26 protein-coding genes and 1 pseudogene are annotated in these 22,953 nt (G+C 69.0%); 19 read left to right on the top strand and 8 right to left on the bottom strand.

The window, feature by feature from the left end; translation table 11 throughout:
* Nucleotides 1-79 precede the first annotated feature (79 nt).
* From E0H73_RS16600 to E0H73_RS16570, 7 genes are read left to right on the top strand one after another with little or no spacing between them, the layout of a single operon-like run.
* Nucleotides 80-874 (top strand): phosphosulfolactate synthase, encoded by a 795-nt coding sequence (locus tag E0H73_RS16600; RefSeq protein ID WP_131356388.1) that lies wholly within the window; start codon nt 80-82, stop codon nt 872-874.
* Entirely contained in the window at nt 864-1,796 is a 933-nt protein-coding gene (locus E0H73_RS16595) for an XcbA family protein (protein WP_131356385.1), read from the top strand. Before E0H73_RS16600 ends, E0H73_RS16595 begins: the two co-directional genes overlap by 11 nt.
* Entirely contained in the window at nt 1,781-3,130 is a 1,350-nt protein-coding gene (locus E0H73_RS16590) for a class-II fumarase/aspartase family protein (RefSeq protein ID WP_131356382.1), read from the top strand. The genes E0H73_RS16595 and E0H73_RS16590 overlap by 16 nt, the downstream gene beginning before the upstream one ends.
* Complete coding sequence (locus E0H73_RS16585; protein ID WP_131356379.1) at nt 3,121-4,116, top strand: pyridoxal-phosphate dependent enzyme; 996 nt, start codon at nt 3,121-3,123, stop codon at nt 4,114-4,116. Before E0H73_RS16590 ends, E0H73_RS16585 begins: the two co-directional genes overlap by 10 nt.
* Nucleotides 4,113-5,627: an argininosuccinate lyase gene (locus E0H73_RS16580; protein WP_131356376.1), complete on the top strand. Its 1,515-nt coding sequence runs from the start codon at nt 4,113-4,115 to the stop codon at nt 5,625-5,627. The genes E0H73_RS16585 and E0H73_RS16580 overlap by 4 nt, the downstream gene beginning before the upstream one ends.
* 53 nt (nt 5,628-5,680) lie before the next feature.
* Nucleotides 5,681-6,007, top strand: coding sequence for a hypothetical protein (locus tag E0H73_RS16575; RefSeq protein WP_131356373.1), 327 nt, complete (start codon nt 5,681-5,683; stop codon nt 6,005-6,007).
* Nucleotides 6,008-6,026: 19 nt separating this feature from the next.
* Nucleotides 6,027-7,094 (top strand): type I glyceraldehyde-3-phosphate dehydrogenase, encoded by a 1,068-nt coding sequence (locus E0H73_RS16570; RefSeq protein WP_131356369.1) that lies wholly within the window; start codon nt 6,027-6,029, stop codon nt 7,092-7,094.
* Here the strand turns inward: E0H73_RS16570 and E0H73_RS16565 are convergent, their stop codons facing one another.
* The gene (locus E0H73_RS16565; RefSeq protein WP_165555702.1) at nt 7,095-7,751 is read right to left on the bottom strand and encodes a helix-turn-helix domain-containing protein; all 657 of its coding nucleotides are present in this window, start codon (nt 7,749-7,751) and stop codon (nt 7,095-7,097) included.
* A gap of 150 nt (nt 7,752-7,901) precedes the next feature.
* Between E0H73_RS16565 and nthB the strand changes: the two genes are divergently transcribed.
* From nthB to E0H73_RS16530, 7 genes are all read left to right on the top strand, one after another.
* Nucleotides 7,902-8,564 carry a nitrile hydratase subunit beta gene (nthB, locus tag E0H73_RS16560; RefSeq protein WP_131356363.1) on the top strand — a complete coding sequence of 221 codons (663 nt, stop codon included), beginning with the start codon at nt 7,902-7,904 and terminating at the stop codon, nt 8,562-8,564.
* A complete protein-coding gene (nthA, locus tag E0H73_RS16555; RefSeq protein ID WP_131356360.1) occupies nt 8,561-9,157 on the top strand; it encodes a nitrile hydratase subunit alpha in 597 nt (198 codons plus the stop codon). The genes nthB and nthA overlap by 4 nt, the downstream gene beginning before the upstream one ends.
* Nucleotides 9,154-9,507: a nitrile hydratase accessory protein gene (locus tag E0H73_RS16550; protein ID WP_131356356.1), complete on the top strand. Its 354-nt coding sequence runs from the start codon at nt 9,154-9,156 to the stop codon at nt 9,505-9,507. Before nthA ends, E0H73_RS16550 begins: the two co-directional genes overlap by 4 nt.
* Nucleotides 9,488-9,946, top strand: a complete 459-nt coding sequence (locus E0H73_RS16545) for an OsmC family protein (RefSeq protein ID WP_165555701.1) — start codon at nt 9,488-9,490, stop codon at nt 9,944-9,946. Before E0H73_RS16550 ends, E0H73_RS16545 begins: the two co-directional genes overlap by 20 nt.
* Nucleotides 9,943-11,265, top strand: coding sequence for an FAD-dependent oxidoreductase (locus tag E0H73_RS16540; protein WP_202867409.1), 1,323 nt, complete (start codon nt 9,943-9,945; stop codon nt 11,263-11,265). Before E0H73_RS16545 ends, E0H73_RS16540 begins: the two co-directional genes overlap by 4 nt.
* Before the next feature lie 10 nt (nt 11,266-11,275).
* Nucleotides 11,276-11,533 (top strand): hypothetical protein, encoded by a 258-nt coding sequence (locus E0H73_RS16535; RefSeq protein WP_131356351.1) that lies wholly within the window; start codon nt 11,276-11,278, stop codon nt 11,531-11,533.
* Between the two features lie 73 nt (nt 11,534-11,606).
* On the top strand, nt 11,607-12,095 hold the full coding sequence (locus E0H73_RS16530) for an MSMEG_0572/Sll0783 family nitrogen starvation response protein (protein WP_131356348.1): 489 nt from the start codon (nt 11,607-11,609) through the stop codon (nt 12,093-12,095).
* Between the two features lie 42 nt (nt 12,096-12,137).
* On the opposite strand, the gene E0H73_RS16525 is transcribed toward E0H73_RS16530, so the two are convergent.
* From E0H73_RS16525 to rpe, 4 genes and pseudogenes are all read right to left on the bottom strand, one after another.
* Nucleotides 12,138-12,818: an HAD family hydrolase gene (locus E0H73_RS16525; protein ID WP_131356345.1), complete on the bottom strand. Its 681-nt coding sequence runs from the start codon at nt 12,816-12,818 to the stop codon at nt 12,138-12,140.
* The gene (locus E0H73_RS47220) at nt 12,815-13,114 is read right to left on the bottom strand and encodes a transketolase-like TK C-terminal-containing protein (RefSeq protein ID WP_238164046.1); all 300 of its coding nucleotides are present in this window, start codon (nt 13,112-13,114) and stop codon (nt 12,815-12,817) included. Before E0H73_RS47220 ends, E0H73_RS16525 begins: the two co-directional genes overlap by 4 nt.
* Before the next feature lie 108 nt (nt 13,115-13,222).
* Nucleotides 13,223-14,733: pseudogene (locus tag E0H73_RS16520) on the bottom strand (transketolase family protein); the annotation flags it as partial.
* Nucleotides 14,733-15,443 carry a ribulose-phosphate 3-epimerase gene (gene rpe, locus E0H73_RS16515; RefSeq protein WP_131356342.1) on the bottom strand — a complete coding sequence of 237 codons (711 nt, stop codon included), beginning with the start codon at nt 15,441-15,443 and terminating at the stop codon, nt 14,733-14,735. The pseudogene E0H73_RS16520 and the gene rpe, both read right to left, overlap by 1 nt.
* A 139-nt stretch (nt 15,444-15,582) precedes the next feature.
* On the opposite strand from rpe, the gene E0H73_RS16510 reads away from it, so the two are divergent.
* Together E0H73_RS16510 and E0H73_RS16505 are read left to right on the top strand one after the other, a co-directional pair.
* Nucleotides 15,583-16,239: a response regulator gene (locus E0H73_RS16510; RefSeq protein ID WP_131356339.1), complete on the top strand. Its 657-nt coding sequence runs from the start codon at nt 15,583-15,585 to the stop codon at nt 16,237-16,239.
* Between the two features lie 17 nt (nt 16,240-16,256).
* Nucleotides 16,257-17,393 carry a GAF domain-containing sensor histidine kinase gene (locus E0H73_RS16505; protein ID WP_238164035.1) on the top strand — a complete coding sequence of 379 codons (1,137 nt, stop codon included), beginning with the start codon at nt 16,257-16,259 and terminating at the stop codon, nt 17,391-17,393.
* Here E0H73_RS16505 and E0H73_RS16500 read toward each other — a convergent pair.
* The gene (locus E0H73_RS16500) at nt 17,390-18,385 is read right to left on the bottom strand and encodes a class I fructose-bisphosphate aldolase (RefSeq protein ID WP_131356332.1); all 996 of its coding nucleotides are present in this window, start codon (nt 18,383-18,385) and stop codon (nt 17,390-17,392) included. The genes E0H73_RS16505 and E0H73_RS16500 overlap by 4 nt on opposite strands.
* 35 nt (nt 18,386-18,420) lie before the next feature.
* Nucleotides 18,421-19,320 (bottom strand): LysR family transcriptional regulator, encoded by a 900-nt coding sequence (locus E0H73_RS16495; protein ID WP_131356329.1) that lies wholly within the window; start codon nt 19,318-19,320, stop codon nt 18,421-18,423.
* 98 nt (nt 19,321-19,418) lie between these two features.
* On the opposite strand from E0H73_RS16495, the gene E0H73_RS16490 reads away from it, so the two are divergent.
* From E0H73_RS16490 to E0H73_RS16480, 3 genes are read left to right on the top strand one after another with little or no spacing between them, the layout of a single operon-like run.
* Nucleotides 19,419-20,855 carry a form I ribulose bisphosphate carboxylase large subunit gene (locus tag E0H73_RS16490; RefSeq protein ID WP_131356326.1) on the top strand — a complete coding sequence of 479 codons (1,437 nt, stop codon included), beginning with the start codon at nt 19,419-19,421 and terminating at the stop codon, nt 20,853-20,855.
* Between the two features lie 13 nt (nt 20,856-20,868).
* Nucleotides 20,869-21,294: a ribulose bisphosphate carboxylase small subunit gene (locus E0H73_RS16485; RefSeq protein ID WP_131356323.1), complete on the top strand. Its 426-nt coding sequence runs from the start codon at nt 20,869-20,871 to the stop codon at nt 21,292-21,294.
* Between the two features lie 3 nt (nt 21,295-21,297).
* Entirely contained in the window at nt 21,298-22,329 is a 1,032-nt protein-coding gene (locus E0H73_RS16480; protein ID WP_131356321.1) for an AAA family ATPase, read from the top strand.
* On the opposite strand, the gene E0H73_RS16475 is transcribed toward E0H73_RS16480, so the two are convergent.
* Entirely contained in the window at nt 22,218-22,826 is a 609-nt protein-coding gene (locus E0H73_RS16475; protein ID WP_131356318.1) for a hypothetical protein, read from the bottom strand. The two genes, E0H73_RS16480 and E0H73_RS16475, sit on opposite strands and share 112 nt — an antisense overlap.
* Nucleotides 22,827-22,953: the final 127 nt, after the last annotated feature.

Below are 22,953 nucleotides of genomic sequence, written 5' to 3'. Positions count from 1 at the left end.
TCTCCTATGGTATAAATACATCACTGATAGTGGAGGGCGGGTGGTCCTCCCGGGCGAGTCGGCTGGAGAGGCAGGCGCAATGGCTGGAGCTGGTCCGAGCTTCCTGACGCTGCCGGAGCGGCCCGCCAAGCCCCGGTCGGCCGGGCTGACCCATGTCTTGGACAAAGGGTATTCCCTGGACCGGGTGGAGTCCGTACTCAAGGCGTACTCCGGCTGGATCGACGTCTGGAAGCTCGGTTGGGGTACGGCGTACATCGAGCCGGCGCTGGCCGAGAAGGTCCGGACGCTGCGCGACCACCACGTCAAGCCGTGCACCGGCGGCACCCTACTCGAGATCGCCTGGCTGCAGGACCGGGTGGACGAGTTCTTCGAGTTCGCGACCTGGGCGGGTTTCGAGTGCGTCGAGGTGTCCCGGGGGAGCACGGACATGCTGCTGGCCGAGAAACACCGGATCATCCGGCAGGCCCGGTCGCTCGGGTTCGAGGTCTTCGCCGAGGTCGGCAGCAAGAACCCCGGTGACGCTGTGTCCGCAGCCGAGTGGGTCACCGAACTCGAGACGGATCTGGAGGCCGGCGCCGGCTGGCTGGTGGCCGAGGGTCGCGAGAGCGGCACCGTGGGTCTGTACGACGCGAGTGGCTACCTGCGCGAGGACCTGCTCGACGAGCTCGCCTCGTCCGCCGCCGCCGAGCTGATCATCTACGAGGCGCCGCAGCGAGCGCAGCAGGCGCACCTGATCCGGCGGCTCGGTCCCGAGGTGAACCTCGGCAACATCGCGGTGGACGACGTGATGGGCCTGGAGACGCTGCGCCGCGGACTCCGCTCCGACACGATCGGGCTCGGCGCTGCGCTGGAGAGCTCGGCTCGTGCGCACTGAGGAGCCAGTCACCATCCGGCCGACGGATCCGGCGGCACCGAACGTCATCCCGTCGCGCTACCGCCAGGTCGCCGTCGCGGCCGTCCCGACCCTCGACCCAGTCTGGCTGGCCGATCACTTCACCGATCGCGAGGTGTACTTCCGGACCCGCTTCATCGTGGCCCGGCACGAGGGTCGCGTCGCGCTCGTCGAGGTGGATCGCAAGCCGTCCGCGGACCTCTTCACGCTGACCGTCGCCGCCCGGGTACTGGCCGGTCCTGACGACTGTGCCGTAGTGGTCGACGAGACCGTCGACACCGCCGTTCCCTCACAGCTCGCTGCAGCCGCGGAGGCGGCCGTCCCCGGCGTGCGATGTGTCGTGGTCGAGGGGCTGTACTCCCACGTGAGCTTCATCCTCAACCCGGCACCGATCCGGATCAGGCTCGTCGACGTCGTCCCGCCCGGCCCGGCCAAGTTGCTCGACCAGGTACGCCGGGTGCTCGCGACGGCCGAGGATCTCCCGCCGATCGTCGTCGTACCGGAGCTGGTCGACAGCCGGCGCCTCCTCGCCGAGGAGTACGACGTACCACCGCGCGATGTGCTGATCCCGTGCCGTGGTTCGGGGATGGACTTCCCGGGCAGCTCGGTGTCGTTCCTGGACGAACGACCGCCGGAGCGCGACTGGACGCTGCTCGGGTGTGAACGCTCCAATCAGATCCATCAGTGGTTCTACGGCAGCACGCCAGAACGCGTCGACATCTGTCCGCGACAGTGGCTGACGGCGGACGGCCGACGTACGCTCACCCGCTGCTGCCTGCTCCAGGAGGGCATCGAGAGCGAGCCCACCGGAACGGTCGTGCCTTGGGGTGCGTCGCTGGCCGAGGTGCGCGCGGCGCTCGAGACGATCGTCGATCGGTCGGGGGTCGCATGGACGCACATCTGATCGACTCCGCGATCTTCGGGCACCAGTGGAGTACCGCGGAGAGCCGCGGGATCTTCGCTGAGTCGACCCGCGTCGCCCGATGGCTCGACGTGGTCATCGCGCTGGCCGTGGCCCAGGCGGACGTCGGCATCATCCCGGCCTCGTCAGCGGCTGCCATCGCAGGGCTCCGTGGTGCGGAGCTGGATCTGGAAGCCGTTGCGGAAGGCACCCGGACGACCTCGCACTCGACGCTCGGTCTGATCCAGGTGCTGCAGCGGATGCTGCCCGCGGACGCGGCCGAGCACGTGTACTACGGCACGACTGTTCAGGACATCTCGGACACCGCGCAGGTCCTGGAGATCGCCGAGGTCGGCGAGCTGGTCTGGCGGGACCTCTGGGCGATCGAGGCAGAGCTCCTGTCTCTTGCCGCGCGGTACCGGGAGACGCCGATGCTTGGTCGCACCCACGGTCAGCCGGGGGCTCCGATCACGTTCGGGTTCAAGGCCGCGACGTGGGCCGACGAGGTCGGGCGCAGTCTGGAACGTCTTCGGCAGGGCCGTGATCGCTGGCTGGTGGCCGAGCTTGGTGGAGCGGTCGGCGTGCTCGGGTTCTTCGGTGTGCAGGCGTTGCCGCTGCGTACGGCGTACTGCGATCGACTGGGTCTGGGCGAGCCGGCGATCTCCTGGTTGACCACGCGCGATCGGCTCGCGGAGTTCGCACAGGTGATGGCTGTTGTGGTCGGCGCGATGGCGCGGATCGCCAACGAGGTCTACATGCTCGCCCGTGCCGAGCTGGCCGAGGTGCGCGAGCCGACCCCGGCGACCACGGTGGGCAGTATTTCGATGCCACACAAGCGCAATCCCGAGGTGTCCGAGCAGATCGTCACGCTCGCCCGCCTGGTTCGATCCTCGGCGGGTGTGCTCGCCGAGACGTTGGTCGGCGAGCACGAGCGGGACGGGCGCTCGTGGAAGACCGAGTGGGTCGTGCTGCCGGAGCTCAGCCACTACGTTCTCGCCGCGTCCGGTATGACGCGATCGCTGGTCCGCGGACTCGAGGTCGATCCGGCACGCATGCTTGCGAACCTGGAAGCGACCGGGACGGCGTCCTCGGAGCGCCTGCTGAGCGTGATGTCGGCGCGGCTGGGCAAGCACCGGGCGCAGGCCACGCTGCAGGACGCGTACCGCGCCGCGATCGGCTCCGGCCGTTCGCTGACAGCCGTGCTCGACGGGCAGATCGAGCCCGCCGAGCTGGCCGAACTCGACCGGTTCGACACCGGCGCCGCTGCTGCCATGGCCGACGAGGTGGTGGCCCGCGCCACCCGTCGTCGGGCCGGGGAGAGTGCGTCGTGGCGCTGACCGACCTTCCCCGCGTGCCGCTCGGGACCTTCCCAACTCCGCTGCAGCACGTGGCGGACCTCGCGGGTATGCCGGGACTGCGCGACGTACTCGTGAAACGCGACGACTTGACCGGGTTCGCCTGGGGTGGCAACAAGGTGCGCACTCTCGAGTTCGTCCTTGGGGACGCGGTGTCGCTGCAGGCCGACACCATCGTGGTCGCGGGCGGTCCTCCTTCGAACTTCGCCGCTCTGCTGGCTGTGGCTGCGGCCGGACAAGGCATCGCCGTCGTGCAGGTCTGCTACGGCAACCCGCGCGATGGTGCAGCCGCGCTGGCCTTGTCCAGAAGGGCCGGGGCGGCCGTGGAGTTCACCGGCTCCGCCGATCGCAGGAGCATGGACATCCACGCGCGCGAGCTGGCGGGACGGCTCCGGGCCCAGGGCCGGCGGCCGTACGTCGTACCTCGCGGTGGAGCGACACCGGTGGGCGCGTGCGGGTTCGCCGTCGCCGCCGCGGAGTTGGTGTCGCAGTTGGCCGAACGACGGATCGGCTCCGCGAGCGTCGTGATCCCGGTCGGCTCGGGCGGCAGCATCGCCGGACTGCTCGCCGGCCTCGCGTCAACCAACGGCATCGAGGTCGTCGGTGTGTCGGTCTCGCGGCCCGTCGAGGAGATCGAGGCGCAGGTTGCGACACGCGCGGAGGAGTGCGCCCGGCTGATCGGCGCCACCGGCCCGCTGCCCCGCTGGAGAGTGGTCGACGGACGCGGCCCCGGGTACGGCGGGGGATGGCCGGAAGCCGACGAGTTGGCCGCCGCCTTGTTGCAGCACAGCGGTTTCGTTGCCGACCCGGTCTACAACGCGAAAGCGCTGTTGTGGCTGAGCAGTCACCGCAACGAGCTGTCCGGACCCGTCCTGTACTGGAGCACCGGTGGGGCACTCGCCGCCGCCGACGAACTCACCACCCCGGCGGCCGCCCCCACGGCCGTCGGCGAGGAGGTTACGTCATGACAGCGGTGAACTCGGGCCGACGGGTCGAAGGACCCTCCAAGGACCGCCCCGCGCAGCAACTCATCGACGCGGGGTTCGCCTGGGAGATCGCGGACGCACCGCTGCTGCATCACGGGCTGAACATGGCCGACATCGCCCACGTACTCGACCTCCGGCACCGCCACATCATCCCGGAGCGGGCGGCCGCGGCGCTGCTCGGCGTACTGCTGGACACGCATCGCACCAAGCCGGAGGACTTCCCGTACGACGCGGCGTACGGCGAACCGTACAACTCGCGCGAGCGCCACTTCGTCGCCACGATCGGCGACGACGCCGGCTGGCTGCACGCCGGCCGGCCCCGGCGCGAGGCGGCCCGGGTCGCACTGCGGATCCTGCTGCGCGGACTGACCGCCCAGCTTGCGGTTGCCGCCTCAGAGTTCGCCGCCACCTCGTGCCGTACGGCGGCCCGCTACCGCGAGGTGTACATGCCGGACCAGACGTACCTCCAGCAGGCGCAGCCCTCGACGTTCGGGCACTACCTGCTCGGGTTCGTGCCGCCGGCGATCCGGGACTGCGATCGGTTGATCGACGCGCTGGCCCAGGTCAACACCAGCCCAGGTGGCGCGGGATGTGTCAACGGCAGCCGGTTGCTGGACGACCGGCGGGTGATCGCGGACCTGCTCGGGTTCGACGACGTCATCACGCACACTCGCGATGCCATGTGGCAGACCGACACCTTCGTCGATCTGCTGACCACCAGCGTCAGCCTGCTGTCCAACCAGTCCAAGCTGGCGGAGGACCTCGAGATCTGGTCCAGTCAGGAGTTCGACTACGTCGACCTGGCCGGCCCGTACACCCGTGCGTCGGTCTTGATGCCGCAGAAGCGCAACCCGTACGCGTTGTCGATCGTTCGCGGTGGTGGCGGCGTACTGATCGGGCGGCTGACCGGATTCCTGGCGGTCGTGAAGAGCCCGTCGGCCCGCAGCGACAACCTGATCTTCGCGTACGGCGAGATCCCGAAGGCGGTCGAGTTCGCGACCCGGATCACCGCGCTGATGGAGGGCGTGGTGGACACGCTCAGCGTCAACGAGGACCGGATGTGGCAGCGGCTCGAGGAGGGGTACACGCAGGCCACGGATCTGGCCGAGTTCGTCATGCTGCGGTGCGGCCTGGACTACCGGGCGGCGTACCTGATCGTGGGCGAGGTGGTGCGTGAGGCCAGCCGGCGCGGGGTCCGGGGTGTCGACATCAGTTCGGAGGACCTCGATCGCGCGGCGACATCGGTCGTCGGGCGCACCCTGGATCTCGATGCCGAGGAGATCAAGACCGTCCTCGATCCGCGTGCGATCGTCGCGACCCGCAGCGCCCTCGGCGGCGCGGCGCCGGAGGCCGTCGAGTCGATGACCGAGGAGTACCTGGCCAAGGCCGTGGACCTCGGCTACCGGGCCAATCACGCGCTCGAGAAGTACGCCGCGGCGGAGGCCCGGCTGCTCGCCGAGGCGGAACAGGTGGCCGCCGGACGGAACGACTGAGCCGTTGCAACGCCGTGCAACACCTGTGCAACAGCAGCGGGCAGCATCCGTTCATGGACACGTACATCGCTGGACCTGACTGCTGCGGATGCCGCTTCGAGCAGAGTGCACCGGCGCACCATCGGCGCCTGATGTCCCTGGAGGCGCAACCGATGACCTCCCTGGTGGAGCTCATCGAGATGGCCGCCACCTGGGGTGAGATCGAGTACGGCGAGTTCGAGCCGGTGATCCCCCCGAGCGAATGGATCGACTTCGCCGAGGCGCACGCGTGGACCGACGGTGACCGCGTGTTCGACGCGCTGGTGGCACTTGCCTCCCTGGTGCCACCAGCGCGCTCCACGGCCGGCGCCAGAGCCGTGCCCGTGCTGGTTTCGGTGTGAGACCCCGAGAGGAATCCCGATGACCGATGCTCCCCGGATCGCGATCAACGGCCTCGGCCGGATCGGCCGTGCGCTGCTGCGCTCCATCATCGCCCGCGACTCGTTCGTCGACGTCGTCGCCGTCCATGACCTGACCCCCGCGTCGACGCTGGCCTACCTGCTCCAGCACGACACGGTGCACGGCCGGCTCGGCGTACCGGTGGTGGCGGCCGACGACGAGCTGATGGTCGGGGACCGGCGGATCCGGGTACTGCGGGCGAACCATCCGGGGAATCTGCCGTGGTCGTCGCTCGGGGTGGACGTGGTTGCGGAATGCAGCGGTCATTTCACCAGCAGGGACCGGGCCGGAGGGCATCTGCGCGCGGGCGCGAAGCGGGTGGTCATCTCCACCCAGACCGACTCGGCGGAGGCGACGATCTGCCTCGGCGTCAACGAGGCCAGCCTCGACCCGGACTCCGACCGGATCATCTCGAACGCATCGTGTACGACGAACTGTGTCGCGCCGATCCTCGCGATCCTCGACGAGGCCTTCGGGGTCGAGGGTGGCTGGGTCGACACCGTGCACGCGTACACGAACGACCAGCAACTGCTCGACCTGCCGCACCACGACCTGCGCCGTTCCCGTGCCGCGGGTCAGAACATCATCCCGACCGGAACAGGTGCGGACAAAGCGCTCGCCCGCGTACTGCCGCACCTGAAGGACCGCGTGCACAGCGTCGCGGTGCGCGTCCCCGTGCCTGACGGCTCGCTCAGCAACGTCGTGGGCATGCTCCGCGGCCGGGCCGGCACCGAGCAGGTGCGCGACGCCTTCATCCAGGCCGCGCTGTCCGAGCGATGGTCCGGCATCGTGGGCGTGAGTGACATGCCGATGGTCTCCAGCGACGTGATCGGCGACCCGCGGTCCTGCGTCGTGTCCTTGCAGGACATCGAGTCGCACGGCGACGCCGTCCGCGTGTTCGGCTGGTACGACAACGAGTGGGGCTACGCCAACCGGCTGCTCGACCTGGTCGAGATGGTGACGCTGCGCACCAACGTCAGGCGCCCCGTGACCGACCTGGGTACGCCGCGCTCCGCTCTGGTGCGGTGATCAGTTCCGTCGTTCGGGGAGCGAGACCCAGACCGCTTTGGTGGCGCGTCCGGACGGGTTGCGCCAGGAGTGGCTCTCCTCGGAGCGGAAGTGCAGCGAGTCGCCCGCGGTGAGGCGGTAGGTCTGAGCTCCCACCGTCAGCTCCAGCGAGCCCGACTGCACATGCAGCAACGTCTCGCCCGCCGCGCGCCGTTCGTCCTCGGCCGACTGTGCGCCCGCTGCGATCTCGATGACACTCGCCGTCAGGTCGAACGGCCCTGAGTCCGCGGAGATCGATCCGAGCACCACAGCTCCATCGTGTGACGTGTGGATCCGGCGCTGGTCCTTGGCTGTGAAAGTCACCGGTGTGGCCGGTGCATCGGTCTCGTCGATGAAGTGCGCGACCGGCACCTGGAATGCCGCCGCCAGCTTGAGCAGCGTGGTGATGGTCGGGACCATCGTGCCCTGCTCCACCTTGTGAATCGCCGCCGGCGACACGTCGGAGCGCTCGGCCAGCTGCTGCAGTGACAGCCCGAGCCGGGCGCGCAGCGCGCGCAGCCTCGGACCGATGCCGGAGACGACCTCGGAGACGGCCGACTCCGACAGCGGGGCGCCGGTGGGCCGCTCGGCCGGCTCGTCGTCGCGGGCCCGTGCGGACCGCTGCGATGGAGGTGTCACTGGTCGCTCCTTCGTCGTCTGCCGGTCGACCCCGGCGTTTAGTAGACGCAGTCTATCCGATGGTTGACGGATGTCTGTGTGTCTCATAGTGTACTAGCTTATCCGATAAGAGATTCGGAGTCATTCCACCGGACGCGAGGAGAACTGCTTGTGGACGGCATTCACGACATGGGTGGCACCCACGGCTGGGGCACGGTGGCGATCGATCCGGACGAGCCCGTCTTCGCCGAGGACTGGCACGCCCGCACGTTCGCGCTCGGCCTCGCGTCGATGGGCGCCTCGGGGACCAACCTGGACGCTTTCCGGCACGCGCTCGAGCGCCTGCACCCGATCGACTACCTGTCCGACGGGTACTACGGGCGCTGGTTGCGCGCTGCCGAGCTGCTGCTGGTCGACAGCGGTGTGCTCGCGCCCGGTGCGGTCGAAGCCCGTGCGCGTCGCCTGGCCGGCGAGGACGTCACCGAGCCGGCCGACACCGAGGTGAACAAACCGTCGTACCAGCGTGGTGGGCCTGGTTCGTTGCGGCAGATCGACGACGAGCCGGCGTTCGCAGCGGGCCAGCGGGTGCGGGCTCGTGAGCTGTACAAGTCCGGTCACACCCGGATGCCCGCATATGTCCGCGGTCGCACCGGGACTGTCGAGGCCCGCCGGCCGGCTGCCGTGCTGCCCGACAGCACGGCCCATTTCACCGGCGAGGACGCCCAGCACGTGTACACCGTTCGCTTCGAGTCCACCGAGCTGTGGGGACCGGACGCTGAACCTTCGACCCTGCTCATCGACCTCTTCGAGAGCTACCTGGAGGAGAGCCAGTGAGTTCTGATCCACGTTCCGTCGACCGGCCACCGGCCGCCCTGCGCGCCGAGGCGCTGGAGGAGCTGCTCACCGAGCGCGGCCTGGTGAAGACCGAGGTACTCGACGGCTTCATCAATCGCTATGTGAACGACGTCGGCCCACTGAACGGGGCCAAGGTCGTGGCCAAGGCCTGGGTCGATCCGGACTACCGTGAGCGGCTGCTCGCGGACGGCACCGGTGCCATCAAGGAGCTCGGATTCGCCGGACCCCAGGGCGAACACATCGTGGTGGTGGAGAACACCGACGAGGTGCACAACCTCGTCGTCTGCACCCTGTGCTCCTGCTACCCGTGGCCGGTCCTCGGACTGCCGCCGGACTGGTACAAGGATCCGGCGTACCGGTCCCGTGCTGTCCGGGAGCCGCGGGCACTGCTTGCGGAGATGGGGCTGCAGCTTGCCGACGACATCGGCATCAAGGTCTGGGACTCCAGCGCCGAGAACAGGTACTTCGTTCTGCCACGCCGCCCGGCGCACACCGAAAGCCTGTCGGAGGAGGAGCTCGCCGCCCTCGTGACCCGCGACGCCATGGTCGGTGTTGCCGAGGTGGTCTCATGACCGCGGGCTCCCTCGAAGACACCGTCGTCGGGCTGCCCCGGTCGAACGGCGAGCTCGTCTTCGCGCAACCGTGGGAGAGCAGGGCTTTCGGTATCGCGGCGGCGCTGGCCGATCAGGGGCTGTTCTCCTGGAAGGACTTCCAGGAGAACCTGATCGCCGAGGTGGATCGGCGCGAGGCGGAGCCGGGGGAGTACAGCTACTACGACCGGTGGCTCGGTGCGCTCGAGGCGCTGCTGTCCGAGCGCGGTGTGGTGTCCGCGGACGACATCGACGCCCGCGCCGACGTTCTCTGTCATCGGCCCGCGGGTCATGATCATCGCGACGACGGCCATGGCGACCACACGCACTGACGGCCAGGTGGCAGCCGACCGCACTGTCGAAGGTGTCTGGCACGGCGGATACCACTGCACCGTCGAGGCCGGCTCCTTCACGATCAAGGTCGACGAACCCCTGAGTGTCGGCGGGACCGATCTGGGACCGCAGCCGACCGACCTGCTGCTGGCCTCGGTCGCCTCCTGTTTCACGCTGGCGCTCAGCTACGCGGCGCGAAAGCGCTCGATCGAGCTGACGGAGCTGTCGGTCCGAGCGACCGGCACGTACGACGGGCTGCAGTTCGGCGCGATCCGGGTCGACGCCAGGGTCGGTGCCCCCGAGGCCGAGCTCGAGCGCTTGGTCGAGGTGGCCGAGCGGGTCTGCTACGTGACCAACACCCTTCGCTCCGGTGTGCGACTGAGCACCCAGGCGGTGTCCACCGCCGCTGTTCCTACTGACGGAAGTGAGTACTCGTGAAGATCGTTGTGATCGGCGGCGGAGCCGCCGGCCTGGGGGTGGCCGGAGCCGCCAAGGGCCAGGACCCGTCGGTGCGGACCGTGGTCTACACCGAGTACGAGGACGTCGCGTACAGCCCGTGCGGGATCCCGTTCGTGCACGGCAAGGAGATCGAGTCCTTCGAGAAGCTGTTCCTCGCCACCAAGGAACAGTACGTTGCCCAGGGCATCGACGTGCACTACGAGACCACCGTGGAGAGCATCGACATCCGGTCCCGCACGATCAAGGTCGGCGGCGAGGGTGAGGTCGGCTACGACCGGCTCATCCTCGCGACCGGCTGGAACTACGACACCCCGGACATCCCCGGGGTCGAGCTCGGCGGCATCTACCACGTCAAGAACATCCGTGCCGCGATGGAGTGGGACAAGTACCTGGACACGGTCGAGTCGGCCGTGGTGGTGGAGTCCGGCCCGATCGCGATGGAGATGGTCTCGGCCCTGCAGCACCGCGGCATCAACGTGACGCTGATCGATCCCGGTCCGTGGCCGATGGCCGACGTGATCGACCCGGACATCGTCGAGCCGGTCCGCAAGGACTGGGCCGAGTCGGGCGTGACGCTCAAGTTCGGTGAGCGGGTGACCGCCTTCCACGGCACGGACACGCTCACTCACGTCAGTACGACGTTCGGCGACGTACCCGCGCAACTGGCCGTCATCGGCAGCCACAAGGTCGCGAACACCGCACTGGCCGGCGCCGCGGGGATCAAGCTCGGCAGCACCGGCGGTATCGCGGTCGACCCGCACATGCGTACGTCCGACCCGAACGTGTTCGCCGCGGGTGACTGCGCCGAGATCCCGCACGGCGTCTCGAACGTGCCGCTGCAGGGACTGTCGGGCAGTCACGCCTACGCACAAGGCAAGACGGCCGGCATCAACGCGGCCGGCGGCAACCGGGTGCACAACCCGGTCTATGTGCCCTGGGGAATGCTCGCCGGGCAGTGGATGATCGGCGGGGTCTCGTTCGGAGAGACCCTTGCCACCGCGCTCGGCCTGCCGTTCGTGACCGGTGTGGCCGACGGCATCACCCGGGCGCGCTACTACCCGGGCGTGAAGCCGATCAAGGTCAAGCTGCTGGCCGATCCGAAGACCCGGCGGCTGATCGGCGCCCAGATGATCGGCGGCGAAGGGATCAAGGAGCGCGCGGACTTCCTCGGCATCGTGGCCCGGACCGGCGTCACCGTCGACACGCTGGCGACGATGGAGAACGTCTACTCGCCCGCGATCGGCGCGCTGAACGAACCCATCGCGATGGCCGCGCAAGCGCTCGTCGCGAAGCTCTGAGGCGGCCGGCATGCCCTTCTTCCGCTGGCTCCGCTCGAACTCCGAGCACGCCCTGCTCAGCGACGCACAACGCCGCGTGGCCGCCCGGTACGGCGCCAACCCGCCGGCCCGGCCACACGGACTCAAGGACCGGTGGTGGCGACAGGTCTTCGCCCCCGTCTACCGGTTCCTCCCCTGGGGCCTGCGCCGGGCCACCATGCAGGCGATGCCCGGCAGCCACCGGATGGGATGGCCGAAGCCGGAGTACCTCCCGCCCGGCGACCAGTGAACCCCTGCACCCGACCCGGGCGCAGGTCCTCCCATCATCTCCGCACCGTCAACACCTCGAAGGAGTCAGCATCATGCCGAAGACGGTCACCATCGAACCGCCCCAGGAGGGCGACATCCTCTTCGACGTCGAGGAGAAGGTATTCCCCGACTACCAGGCCAACGAAGGCGACAAGGCGTACGTCTTCATGCACACCGTGCCCTTCGAGGGTTCTGTGGGTCTGGTCAACATGCTCACGGCCACCCGGCTGCAGCGGAAGGGGTTCGACCTCACCTTCGTCCTCTACGGACCCGGCGTCCTGATGGCGTCGGCGGCCCGTGGCTACCCGGCCGTCGGCAACGAGGGCTTCCCGGGCAACCTGGGCTACAACAAGCAGCTGCGGACGCTGATCGACGAGGGCGCGAAGGTCTACGCGTGCCGGTTCGCGATGGGCGCCCTCTACGGCATGCGCGAGGACGACCTGATCAAGGGCGTCACTCCGTTCAACCCGCTCGACGTACTGGACGCGAACATCCAGGCCTGGCGTGACAAGGCTCTGGTGCTGGCGACCTGGACGGTCTGACCCAACGGTGCCCCGCAGCGTGGCTGCGGGGCACCGTCATGTTCACTGCTGGAACCAGGTCACCAGTTCCGGATCCTCGAATCCGTCCACCACCAGAGCCGCCCCGGACAGATCGTCGTCCCGGGTGTACTCGTTGCGGGCGGCAACAACGCGCAGGCCGGCCGCGACAGCCGCCCGTACGCCGTTGCGCGAGTCCTCGACGGCCACCGTCCGATCGATCGGACAACCGGCCAGCCGCAGCACCTCGTCGTACGCCGCCGGGCTCGGCTTGAGGTCGGGTACTTCGGTGCCGGTGACAACGATCTGGAAGCGAGGACCGAAGACCCGGTCGAGCAGTGGTTCGACCCAGGCCCGAGTCCCGGTCGTTGCCACATGCATCGGCACGCCGCCGGCCTCGAGCTCGTCGAGGAGACGGTGAACCCCGGGCCGCGCCTGAACCTTCCCGTCCTCGATCAGGTCCCGCATGATCGCCGTCTTGCGAGCGTGCAGCCGCTCCGCCAGCTGACGCGCATCGTCGGGCGATCGGCCTGTCTGCTCGAACCAGGACGCCAAACGTCTGGCTCCCCCGGTGATCCGGAGGAGCCGTCCGTACGTCGCGATGTCCCAGTGGTCAGGCAGTCCCGCCTCCTCGAAGGCGGCGTTGAAGGCGACCCGGTGGCCGTCGCGTTCGCTGTCCACGAGCGTTCCGTCGACGTCGAACACGACGGCGGCCAGCCGGCTCACCTCAGGTACCGCAGATGTTCGCGGATCCGTGCCACCACCGCCGGCACGGTGAAGCCGTGACGCGCCATTACCTCGTCGCCGGGACCACATGTGCCGAACTCGTCGATCCCGATGGCCAGGTCGACCAGGCCTTTCCAGCCCATGGTGCTGCCGGCCTCGAGGCTGACCGTGGTCGCGTTCGGATCAGCAAGATACGTCGACCGGTCCATCGCCGAGACCAGGCGAACGTCGTACCCCTCGGTGGTCAGCGTCTTCGCGACCTCCACGCCCAGGCCGACCTCGGATCCGGTCGCCACCAGTTCGACTGCAACGGGCGGGCCGTGGTGATCCAGTGGTGTGGTCTGGGGGAGGGGCTGACGGGACAGGATCAGGGCGGTCGGTCCGTCGGTCCGCTCCAGCGCGAGCCGCCAGGCGCGTGCGGTCTCGGCGTCGTCGGCAGGACGCAGTACTTGCAGTCCGGGGATCAGGCGCAGCGATTCGATCTGCTCGACGGGTGGTGGGTCGGACCGTCCTCGCCGACTGCGATCGAGTCGTGGGTCAGCACGTAGATGACCGGCTGCCGCATCAGCGCGGCGAGTCGGAGCGCGGGCCGCAGGTAGTCGGCGAACGTCAGGAAGGTGCTGCCGTAGACCCGGAAACCGCCGTGCAGGCTGAGTCCGTTCATGACCGCGGCCATGCCGAACTCCCTGATCCCAAAGGCGATCGTGGACCCGGAGTAGTCGTCGCGCGTCACCAAGGCGCCGCCGGTAGCAGTCCCGGTGGAACCCGCGAGGTCCGCCGAGCCGCCGACCAGTTCCGGCATCAGCGCAGTCACCGCCTTCAGGCAGGCCTGCGACGACTGCCGCGTGGCCCGCGGCGAGTCGCCGCTCACTGCAAGCCGCGCATCCCCGAGGCCATCCGGCAGCCGCCGATCCTGCCTGCGATGGAACTCCGCTGCCTGCTCCGGCGTGTACGCCGCAACCGCCGCCTTCCACGCATCATGTTCGCGCGCGCCGGCGGCGGCCAACTCCTTGCAGACAGCCCGCACCTGCTCCGGAACAGCGAACGCCGCGTGCTCCCAGCCGGCCAACCGTTTGGCTTCCGCGGCCAGCTCCACACCGAGCGGCGATCCGTGCGCCTTCGACGTACCGGCGACGCCAGGCGCGCCGTGACCGATCATGGTCCGGACGGCGACGAAACTCGGCCGCGGGTCGGCCTTGGCGCGGGTGATCGCGGCGTCGACAGCGTCCACATCGGTGCCGTCAGCAACGGTCTGGGTGTGCCAGCCGTACGCCGCGAAGCGGGCGGTCTGGTCGTCGCTGCAGGACCGATCGACCGCCCCGTCGATGGTGATCGAGTTGTCGTCCCACAGTACGACCAGCCGGCCGAGCCCGAGATGCCCGGCGAGCGACGCAGCCTCGTGGCTGATCCCCTCCATCAGGCAGCCGTCGCCGACGATTGCGTACGTGTGATGGTCGGTGATCTCCGGGTAGCGGGCGTGTTCCATCCGCTCGGCCAGCGCCATCCCGACCGCCATGCCCAGTCCCTGTCCGAGCGGACCGGTGGTGCACTCGACTCCGGCCGTATGACCGAACTCGGGATGTCCAGGGGTGCGCGATCCGAGCTGCCGGAAGTTGCGCAGTTCTGCCTCGGGAAGGTCGTACCCGAAGATGTGCAACAGGCCGTACAGGAGCGCGGATCCGTGCCCGGCCGAGAGGACGAAGCGATCGCGATCGGCCCAGTCCGGTGCGGCGGGGTCATGGCGCAGGTGCCGGCTCCAGAGCGCCCAGGCCATCGGCGCGGCGCCCATCGGCATCCCCGGATGCCCTGAGTTCGCTGCCTGCACCATGTCGACGGCGAGGAACCGCAAAGTGTCGACAGCGAGCCGGTCGGTTTCGACGGACGGCGGTGTAGTCCGCTGCAGCAGTTCGGTCATCAGGCCGCCTCCTCGTTGCGTGCGGCACTCGCCGCGGCGGTGCGCAGTTGCCGGACCGCCGCTGCTTTCCCGTCCTGGTGGGCGTACATCCAGGAACCCGAGATGAAGACGTCGGCGCCGGCGGCAGCCGCACCGGTGATGGTCTCGGCGGTGATCCCGCCGTCGACCTCGAGTTCGATCGGCAGACCGGAGTCGTCGATCATCCGCCGCAGCCGCGCCACTTTGTTCTCCACCGAAGGGATGTACGCCTGACCGCCGAAGCCGGGGTTGACCGTCATCGCCAGCACCAGGTCGGTCTCGGTCAGGACGTGCTCCACCAGGTCGGCGGGCGTGTGCGGGTTCAGGGCGACACCGCTGCGGGCGCCGAGATCCCGGATCCGGCCGAGAGTGCGATGCAGGTGCGTGCAGGCCTCCGCGTGCACGATGACCAGGTCACATCCCGCCTCGACGTACCGCGGCAGTAGCTCGTCCGGCTCGACGACCATGAGATGTGCCTCGAAGGCGACCCGGCTGTGCTGCTGGGCCGCCGCGATCACGTCCGGCCCGAAGGTGAGGTTCGGGACGAACACCCCGTCCATCACGTCCCACTGGATCCGGTCGACGCCCGCGTCGCACAGTTCGCGGATCTCGTCGCCGAGACGGGCGAAGTCCGCGGGCAGCACCGACGGAACGATCAGCGGCGGGGGAACGCGAGGGGTGGGTTCGGTCACGGGTGCGGCCCTTCCTGGTCGGAGAACTCCTAGGGCACCGCGCCAGGGCCCTTTCGGCACTCACCCGGCCGGGTGGAGGTGCGGGTGAATCCCCTTGAGAACGGAGGGATTCCGGGCCTGCTCCGCTTAGTCTTGGTCTATGACGGCCCCGCTGCGACTGGTCCTGGTGGACGACCACGAGATGGTGCTGCACGGCCTGGTCGCGATGCTCGGTCATTTCGCCACCGAGGTGGTCATCACAGGACAGGCGACCACGGCCACGGCGGCTCTCACGCTGGTCGCCGACGAACGTCCCGACGTGGTGCTGTGCGACGTACGGATCGGGAAGGAGAGCGGCCTCGACCTGTGCCGTCAGATCACCGCGCAGTACCCGGAGACGAAGGTCGTGCTGCTGACGGTGTACGACGACGAGCACTACCTGTACCAGGCGCTACGGGTCGGTGCCTCGGGCTACATCCTGAAGCGGATCGACGGCCAGGAGCTGGTTGCACACCTACGCCGGGTGCGCGACGGCGAGACCGTCATCGACCATGCGCTGGCCGGCCGGGTGGCACTGTCCGCTGCGCGGCTGAGTGCCGGTGAGTTCTGGCCCGGCGCGCACCTCGGCCTCACCCAACGCGAGTCGGAGGTGCTGGAGCTGCTCGTCTCCGGTCACTCCAACAAGGGTGTCGCGAGCAAACTCGTCGTCAGTGAGGACACCGTGAAGACCCACATCCGTGGCCTGTACCGCAAGCTCGGAGTCTCCGACCGCAGCGGTGCCATCGCGGTCGCGCTCCGCGAGGGTCTGTTCCGTTGAGTACTTCGAGTGGTGCCGTGCCCACGGCTGCCGAGCTAGCGAGCCTGCTGCGGGCCGACGGCGTACTGCTGCTGGCCAGCGACGGTCGAGAGCTCACGGTCGCAGACCTCTGGCCGCCGCACCCGTCGGCAGGCACGCTGAGCATGCCGGTCGGCTTCGGAGTGACCGGTCAGGTGGCCCGCAACGGCACACCGGTCGTCCTTGCGTCCGACTCGCCGCGCAACGCGCTGCACCGGCAGCTGTTGCAACTGGAGCCCCGGCAGACCGTCGCCAGGCTGATCCTGCCGCTGCGTGGATTGGAGGACCGTATCGTCGGCGTACTGGCGGCGCATCGCAGTCCACGCTTGCCGTTCGGTCCCGACGACCTCGTCCTCGCCGAGCCGTACGCCGCCGTGCTCGGGCTGCGCTTGCACGCCGAGCAGCTGTGGCTGGCGGTGAACCGCCACCGGACAGAGCGGGACCGCCTGATCAAGCAGGCGATCTCGGCGCAGGAGGCCGAGCGCCGGCGGATCGCCTTCGACCTTCACGACGGCGTGACGACAGCGCTGGCGTCGATGGCCTTCCACCTCTCGGCGGCTGACTTGACGGTCTCTGAGCTCAAGGCCGGGATCCCGGCGAAGCAGGAGCTCGAGCGAGCCCGGGCGGAGCTCGTCAGCGCCCGGGAGCTGGCCGATCTTGCCTACCACCAGACGCGCGCCGCGATCTCCGGCCTGCACAGTCTCGTGCTCGACGACCTCGGCCTGGTCGCGGCGATGGAGTCCCTGGTGCAGACGGCAGCGAGTGGTGAGGAGTCACCTTCGATCGACCTGTTGGTCGATCCCTCGGCGGCTCTGGACGTGATCCCCGACCACGTTGCCGCGGCCCTCTACCGGATCGCCCAGGAGGCGCTGGCGAACGCGGTCAAGCACGCCGAGGCCGATCGCGTCGTCCTGTCGCTGCGGCGGGTCGGCGACTCGATCGTGTTCGGCTGCGCCGACGACGGCAAGGGTTTCGACCCCGCGGAACGGCGTACCGCCCGCGCACGCGACGTGGACGGTGCGCAGCACTTCGGCCTCAGCTCGATTGCGGAGCGTTGTGCCCTGATCGAGGCGTCGCTCCGGATCGAGTCGGTTCCCGATCGAGGGACAACGGTGCTGGTCGAGCTGCCGTTCTAGCGGATTGCCTGGCCGGCCTGACGGCAGTTGTCCACCAGGATCTGTTGCGCTGTCGCCACATTCCGTGCGTCGCCGCCCCAAGCGCTCAGGGCGTCACTGACCAGCGCGCGCCCGAACGAGAAGGTGACCGGCCACGGGCGGTCGCCGAGCCGGTGCAGTTCGCGAAGCGCCTCACAGACGTGACTCGTCGGCTGCCCCCCGGACAGGAACGCGATCCCAGCCACTGCGGGCGGAACCGTGTCGGACAGTACGCCGAAGGTGGCGGCGGCCACCGTGCGCGCAGTAGCGGCCGGAGCATCGAGGCCAGGCGTCACGAAGTTCGGCTTCAGCACGATGCCGGACAGGTCGACGTCAGCTTGCGCCAGTTCATCGAAGGCAACGCTCAGGGCGAGGCTCGACGCCTGCGCGGACGCGCCCAAGTTGTGGTCGCCGGTGCACAGAACCTCGGGCTCAACGATGGGGACGATGCCGTGCTGCTGGCTGAGGGCGGCGTACCGGGCGAGCGCGTGGCCGTTGGCCCGCGCCGAGTACAGCGTGATCGTGGCGACGTCGAAGACCGCGCGCCACTTCGCGAACGCCGCCCCGCGCTCGGCGTACGACGCGAGCCGGTCACCCAGGCCGTCGAGTCCCTCGGTGATCAGAGCGCCACCGCCGCCCGGCAACTTGCTCGTGCCGGTGTCGACCTTGATGCCGGGCAGGATGCCCAGCTCGCGCGCGGCCTGCGGGAACGGGCGGCCGTCGCTGAGGTCCTGCGCGAACGTCTCGTCGCACCAGATCACCCCACTGACCGAGTCGGAGAGCCCATCGGCGGTGATCAGCAGCTCGCGGTAGTCCCGTCGTGCCTTCTCACTCGACGGGATGCCTTCCTGTTCGAGCCGGGACGACATGGTCTTGATCGATTCGTCGGCGGCGAGGATGCCGCGACCGGCGTGGGCCATCCGACGAGCGGTGTCGGCGAGGGTGGGGAGGTCGGTGCGCAGCGTCGTGGTCATGCAGAGCAGCATGCGGTCGTACGACGGCGCCGTACTCACCCCTTCGGGCGAGACCGGGTGTGAAACGCAGCCGTCCCTACCCTGGCCGGATCGCTGACATGCCGCACGAACAGCCGGCTTGCAGCGGTGGGATCGGCCGTGGTGCACAGATGCCACGGCCGATCGACGGGAGTCCCGGGTACGGCGTACGGCGCGAGCTCGCCGGCGTCGAGCTGACCGAGCACGGCCTCCTCGTGGACCAAGGTCAGGCCTAGTCCTTGGCGCGCTGCAGCAACCGCTGCCCCTGACGTCCCGAGGGTTAGTAGCGGTGGCGCGGCTTGGAGTCGGCTCAGCAGCGACAGCGTGGTGTCTCGCGTGCCCGAGCCCTGGCCGGTGAGCAACCAGGTGGACGTGAGCGGGTCGTCGTCGCGACCGGGTCGGCCCACCAGCACCAGACGGTTCGCCCGGCGTGCGCGCGTTACCAGGCCCGACCCGCGCGGCGGTCGTCCAGCCAGGACGACATCGACGGCGTGGTCCCGGGCCAGGGCGAAGAGCTCGTCGCGGGGGAGGACGGATAGCGACAGCTCGACCTGCGGATGCTCGTCGGCGAACGACGCCATCAGCCGCGGCAGGACATACTCGCTCGCGGTCGCCACCGCGCCGATCCGGAGCCGGCCCCGATCGGCGTCGTGCACGGCGCCGGCCGCCTCGGCGAGAAGCCCGAGCAGCTTGCGCGCGTACGACGCGAACGTCTCGCCGGCGTCCGTCGCGACGATGCCACGGCCGGACTTGGTGAACAGCGCCGTACCCAAGGCCGTCTCCAGTGCCGCGATCGCGGCCGACACCGCGGGAGGCGTGACATGCAGTGCCTCGGCCGCCGCGCGGATGCTGCCGCCCTCGTAGACCGCGAGGAAGGTCTGGAGGCGTCCCCAGGTCGCGGCGGCCGGCAGATTCATTGTGCACCTATCGCTTAACGGTCAGCGGAGAAGTCTCAATTGTAGTTGACGTATCGCAGGGCGCACGCTGGTGACTCGACCGCTGGAAGGAGCGACCGATGACCAAGGAACGCTGGGACCCGGGGGTGCAGAGCTACGCCGGGATGGGGTACTGGAACCCGGACTACGAGCCGAAGGAGACCGACGTACTCGCCGTCTTCCGGGTGACACCGCAGGACGGCGTCGAGCCGATCGAGGCCGCGGCCGCCGTGGCCGGCGAGTCCTCGACGGCGACCTGGACGGTGGTCTGGACCGACCGGCTGACCGCGAACACGCACTACCAGGCCAAGGCCTACCGGGTGGACGCTGTGCCCGGACGGCCGGGCGAGTACTTCGCCTACATCGCCTACGACATCGACCTGTTCGAGGAAGGGTCGATCGCCAACCTGACCTCCTCGATCATCGGCAACGTGTTCGGCTTCAAGCCGCTGAAGGCGCTACGGCTGGAGGACCTGCGCATCCCGGTCGCCTACGTCAAGACGTTCCAGGGCCCCGCCCACGGCATCGTGATGGAACGCGAGCTGCTGAACAAGTACGGCCGCCCGTTGCTCGGGGCAACTATCAAGCCGAAGCTCGGGCTGTCCGCGCGCAACTACGGCCGGGTCGTCTACGAGGCCTGCCGCGGCGGCCTCGACTTCACCAAGGACGACGAGAACATCAACTCCCAGCCCTTCATGCGCTGGCGCGACCGCTTCCTGTATGCGATGGAGGGCGTGAACAAGGCAGTGGCCGAGACCGGCGAGGTCAAGGGCCACTACCTGAACGTCACCGCCGGGACGATGGAGGAGATGTACAACCGGGCCGAGCTGGCCAAGGAGCTGGGCAGCGTCGTCGTGATGATCGACCTGACCATCGGCTACACCGCGATCCAGTCGATGGCGCACTGGGCGCGGCAGAACGGCGTACTGCTGCATCTGCACCGGGCCGGGCACTCGACGTACACCCGGCAGAAGACGCACGGGGTGAGCTTCCGGGTGATCTCGAAGTGGTGCCGGCTGATGGGGGTCGACCACGTCCACGCGGGGACCGTCGTGGGCAAACTCGAGGGCGACCCGGCCACGACCCGCGGCTTCTACGACACGCTGCGGGACGACCACGTGCCGGCCAACCTGCAGAACGGGATCTTCTTCGACCAGGACTGGGCCTCGATGCCCGGAGTCATGCCGGTCGCGTCCGGTGGCATCCACGCCGGCCAGATGCACCAGTTGCTCGACCTGTTCAGCGACGACGTCATCCTGCAGTTCGGCGGCGGCACCATCGGCCACCCGTTCGGCATCGCGGCCGGTGCCGAAGCCAACCGGGTCGCGCTCGAAGCCATCGTCAAGGCCCGCAACGAAGGCCGTGACCTGCTCCGCGAAGGACCCGACGTACTGCGGATCGCCGCCAAGTCCTGTGCACCGCTGGAGGCCGCGCTGTCCACCTGGGGCGACGTCACCTTCGACTACACCAGCACGGACGCACCGGACATCGTCCCTACCGCCACGGCAAGTCACTGAAGGGAGCACGATCATGCAACTGCGTCACGGGACCTTCTCCTACCTGCCCGCCCTGACCGACGACGAGATCGCCGATCAGATCCGCTACGCCCTGCGCAACGGCTGGCCGGTGTCGGTGGAGTACACCGACGACCCGCACCCGCGCAACGTCTACTGGGAGATGTGGGGGTTGCCGCTGTTCGACCTGGACGAGCCCGACGGAGTCCTTGCCCAGATCAACGAGTGCCGGGCGACGTACCCGAACCACTACGTCCGGGTGCTCGCGTACGACGCGAGCCTCGGCCGGCAGACCACCGCCATGCACTTCATCGTCCAGAAGCCCGCCGAAGAGCCAGGATTCCTGCTCTCTCGGATCGAGGGTCCGGACCGGACCCAGCGCTACGCCCTCTCGTCGTACGCCACGACGCGACCGGCCGGAGCGCGCTACGGGGACGGGTGACGGATGGACACGCCGAAGGGCTTCGGTGTCCCTCGCCCGGCTCCGGACGCGCCGGTCGAGGTCGTGGAACCGGAAGTGCTGACGGACGACGCCGAGCTCGATCTTTCGGTCGACGAGGCCGCGGCCAGGGTCGAGGAGACCCTGGCCGCCCTGGACGCGGAGCTGGTCGGGCTGGCCCCGGTCAAGCGCCGGGTCCGTGAGATCGCCTCGCTCCTGCTGGTGGATCGCGCGCGTCGTCAGTTCGGGCTGACGTCGTCGCGGCCCACGCTGCACATGAGCTTCACCGGCGGACCCGGGACCGGGAAGACGACGGTGGCGCTCCGGATGGCCGCGATTCTGCACGCGCTCGGGTACATCCGCGCGCCGCGGGTGCACACCGTCACCCGCGACGATCTCGTCGGTCAGTTCATCGGCCACACCGCGCCGAAGACCAAGGAGGCGATCGCGCGGGCGGCCGGTGGGGTGCTGTTCATCGACGAGGCCTACTACCTGTTCCGGCCCGACAACGAACGCGACTACGGACAGGAGGTGATCGAGATCCTGCTGACCGAGATGGAGAACGAGCGAGGTGACCTGGTCGTCATCTTCGCCGGCTACCCGGACCGGATGGCGACCTTCTTCTCCGCCAACCCGGGTCTGAGTTCGCGGGTTCCACACCACATCGGCTTCGACGACTACGACCACGCCGAACTCGTCCAGATCGCCGACCTGATGCTGACCTCGGAGAACTTCCGTTTCGACGACGCCGCGCAGTCCGCGTTCTCGGAGTACCTGACCAAGCGGGTGCAGCGGCCTCGGTTCTCCAATGCCCGTAGCGTCCGCAACGCGATCGAGCGCTCCCGTCTCCGTCAGGCCAGGCGGCTGGTCGAGCTCAGACGCCCGCTGCGCAAGGAGGATCTGATCACGCTGACGGCGGAGGACATCTACGGCAGCAGCGTGTTCCTGGCAGAGACGGCCGGCGAGGGAGATGTGACCCGGCCTTCGACCTCGTCCCAGAGTGCGTCGAGTTTCGCCCAGACCAACCGCGTGCAGTAGCCCATCAGGCCGGTGTGCGGCAGGTGGGGGTGCGGCCGGGTCGGCGAGGTGGCGATCGCCCGTGTGAACCGTTCGCGCAGGCGGGCGTCATCGCCGGACTCGAGATGCTCCGCCAGCATCGCTGCGAGGCGACGTTCGGCGGCGATGGTCCGGGCGAGGTGAGTGCGGACTCCGGCCCACACCGACGGCCACGGCGTACGGACTGTCTGGGCTTGGCCGTACTCCTTCGCCTTGGCCTTCACCAGCGTCAGTTCCAGCCGCCGGATCGCCCGCAGATGATCGCGGACCTCGGACCGTCCGGCCGGGAGATGTTTCGCGATCGACGGAAGCAGGACCCGGGTGGCGGCGGCCGTGTGACGGCTGGCTTCGGCGAGGAACCTGTCGGTGTTCATCCGCGCTTCGCCGGGCTGGGCCGGCGACCCGCGATGTGCGGCGGTCTGCAGCAGATTCAGCAGAGCAGCGTGGCGGTCTTCGACTTCACTCAAGAGTGTTCGCATCGGTGCACCTCGCGAGCTGGGGGCTGGGAGCACCGAGTCTCCGGGTCCGTTCACAAGGGCACAAGGCTGATCTTCGGCTCACCCCCGCACTCACCCGTCAGGCGGAAGGGAGGCGGAGAAAACGCTT

The organism is Kribbella pittospori (genome assembly GCF_004331465.1).
In the GTDB taxonomy this organism is placed as follows: Bacteria; Actinomycetota; Actinomycetes; order Propionibacteriales; family Kribbellaceae; genus Kribbella; species Kribbella pittospori.
This window is presented reverse-complemented; position numbering and strand designations above follow the sequence as displayed.

Coding starts and splice junctions, on each gene's coding strand:
- E0H73_RS16600 (WP_131356388.1), top strand. CDS start 80: ATGGCTGGAGCTGGTCCGAGCTTCCTGACGCTGCCGGAGCGGCCCGCC.
- E0H73_RS16590 (WP_131356382.1), top strand. CDS start 1,781: ATGGACGCACATCTGATCGACTCCGCGATCTTCGGGCACCAGTGGAGT.
- E0H73_RS16580 (WP_131356376.1), top strand. CDS start 4,113: ATGACAGCGGTGAACTCGGGCCGACGGGTCGAAGGACCCTCCAAGGAC.
- E0H73_RS16575 (WP_131356373.1), top strand. CDS start 5,681: ATGGACACGTACATCGCTGGACCTGACTGCTGCGGATGCCGCTTCGAG.
- E0H73_RS16570 (WP_131356369.1), top strand. CDS start 6,027: ATGACCGATGCTCCCCGGATCGCGATCAACGGCCTCGGCCGGATCGGC.
- E0H73_RS16550 (WP_131356356.1), top strand. CDS start 9,154: ATGACCGCGGGCTCCCTCGAAGACACCGTCGTCGGGCTGCCCCGGTCG.
- E0H73_RS16545 (WP_165555701.1), top strand. CDS start 9,488: ATGGCGACCACACGCACTGACGGCCAGGTGGCAGCCGACCGCACTGTC.
- E0H73_RS16535 (WP_131356351.1), top strand. CDS start 11,276: ATGCCCTTCTTCCGCTGGCTCCGCTCGAACTCCGAGCACGCCCTGCTC.
- E0H73_RS16530 (WP_131356348.1), top strand. CDS start 11,607: ATGCCGAAGACGGTCACCATCGAACCGCCCCAGGAGGGCGACATCCTC.
- E0H73_RS16510 (WP_131356339.1), top strand. CDS start 15,583: ATGACGGCCCCGCTGCGACTGGTCCTGGTGGACGACCACGAGATGGTG.
- E0H73_RS16500 (WP_131356332.1), bottom strand. CDS start 18,385: ATGACCACGACGCTGCGCACCGACCTCCCCACCCTCGCCGACACCGCT.
- E0H73_RS16495 (WP_131356329.1), bottom strand. CDS start 19,320: ATGAATCTGCCGGCCGCCGCGACCTGGGGACGCCTCCAGACCTTCCTC.
- E0H73_RS16490 (WP_131356326.1), top strand. CDS start 19,419: ATGACCAAGGAACGCTGGGACCCGGGGGTGCAGAGCTACGCCGGGATG.
- E0H73_RS16485 (WP_131356323.1), top strand. CDS start 20,869: ATGCAACTGCGTCACGGGACCTTCTCCTACCTGCCCGCCCTGACCGAC.
- E0H73_RS16480 (WP_131356321.1), top strand. CDS start 21,298: ATGGACACGCCGAAGGGCTTCGGTGTCCCTCGCCCGGCTCCGGACGCG.
- E0H73_RS16475 (WP_131356318.1), bottom strand. CDS start 22,826: ATGCGAACACTCTTGAGTGAAGTCGAAGACCGCCACGCTGCTCTGCTG.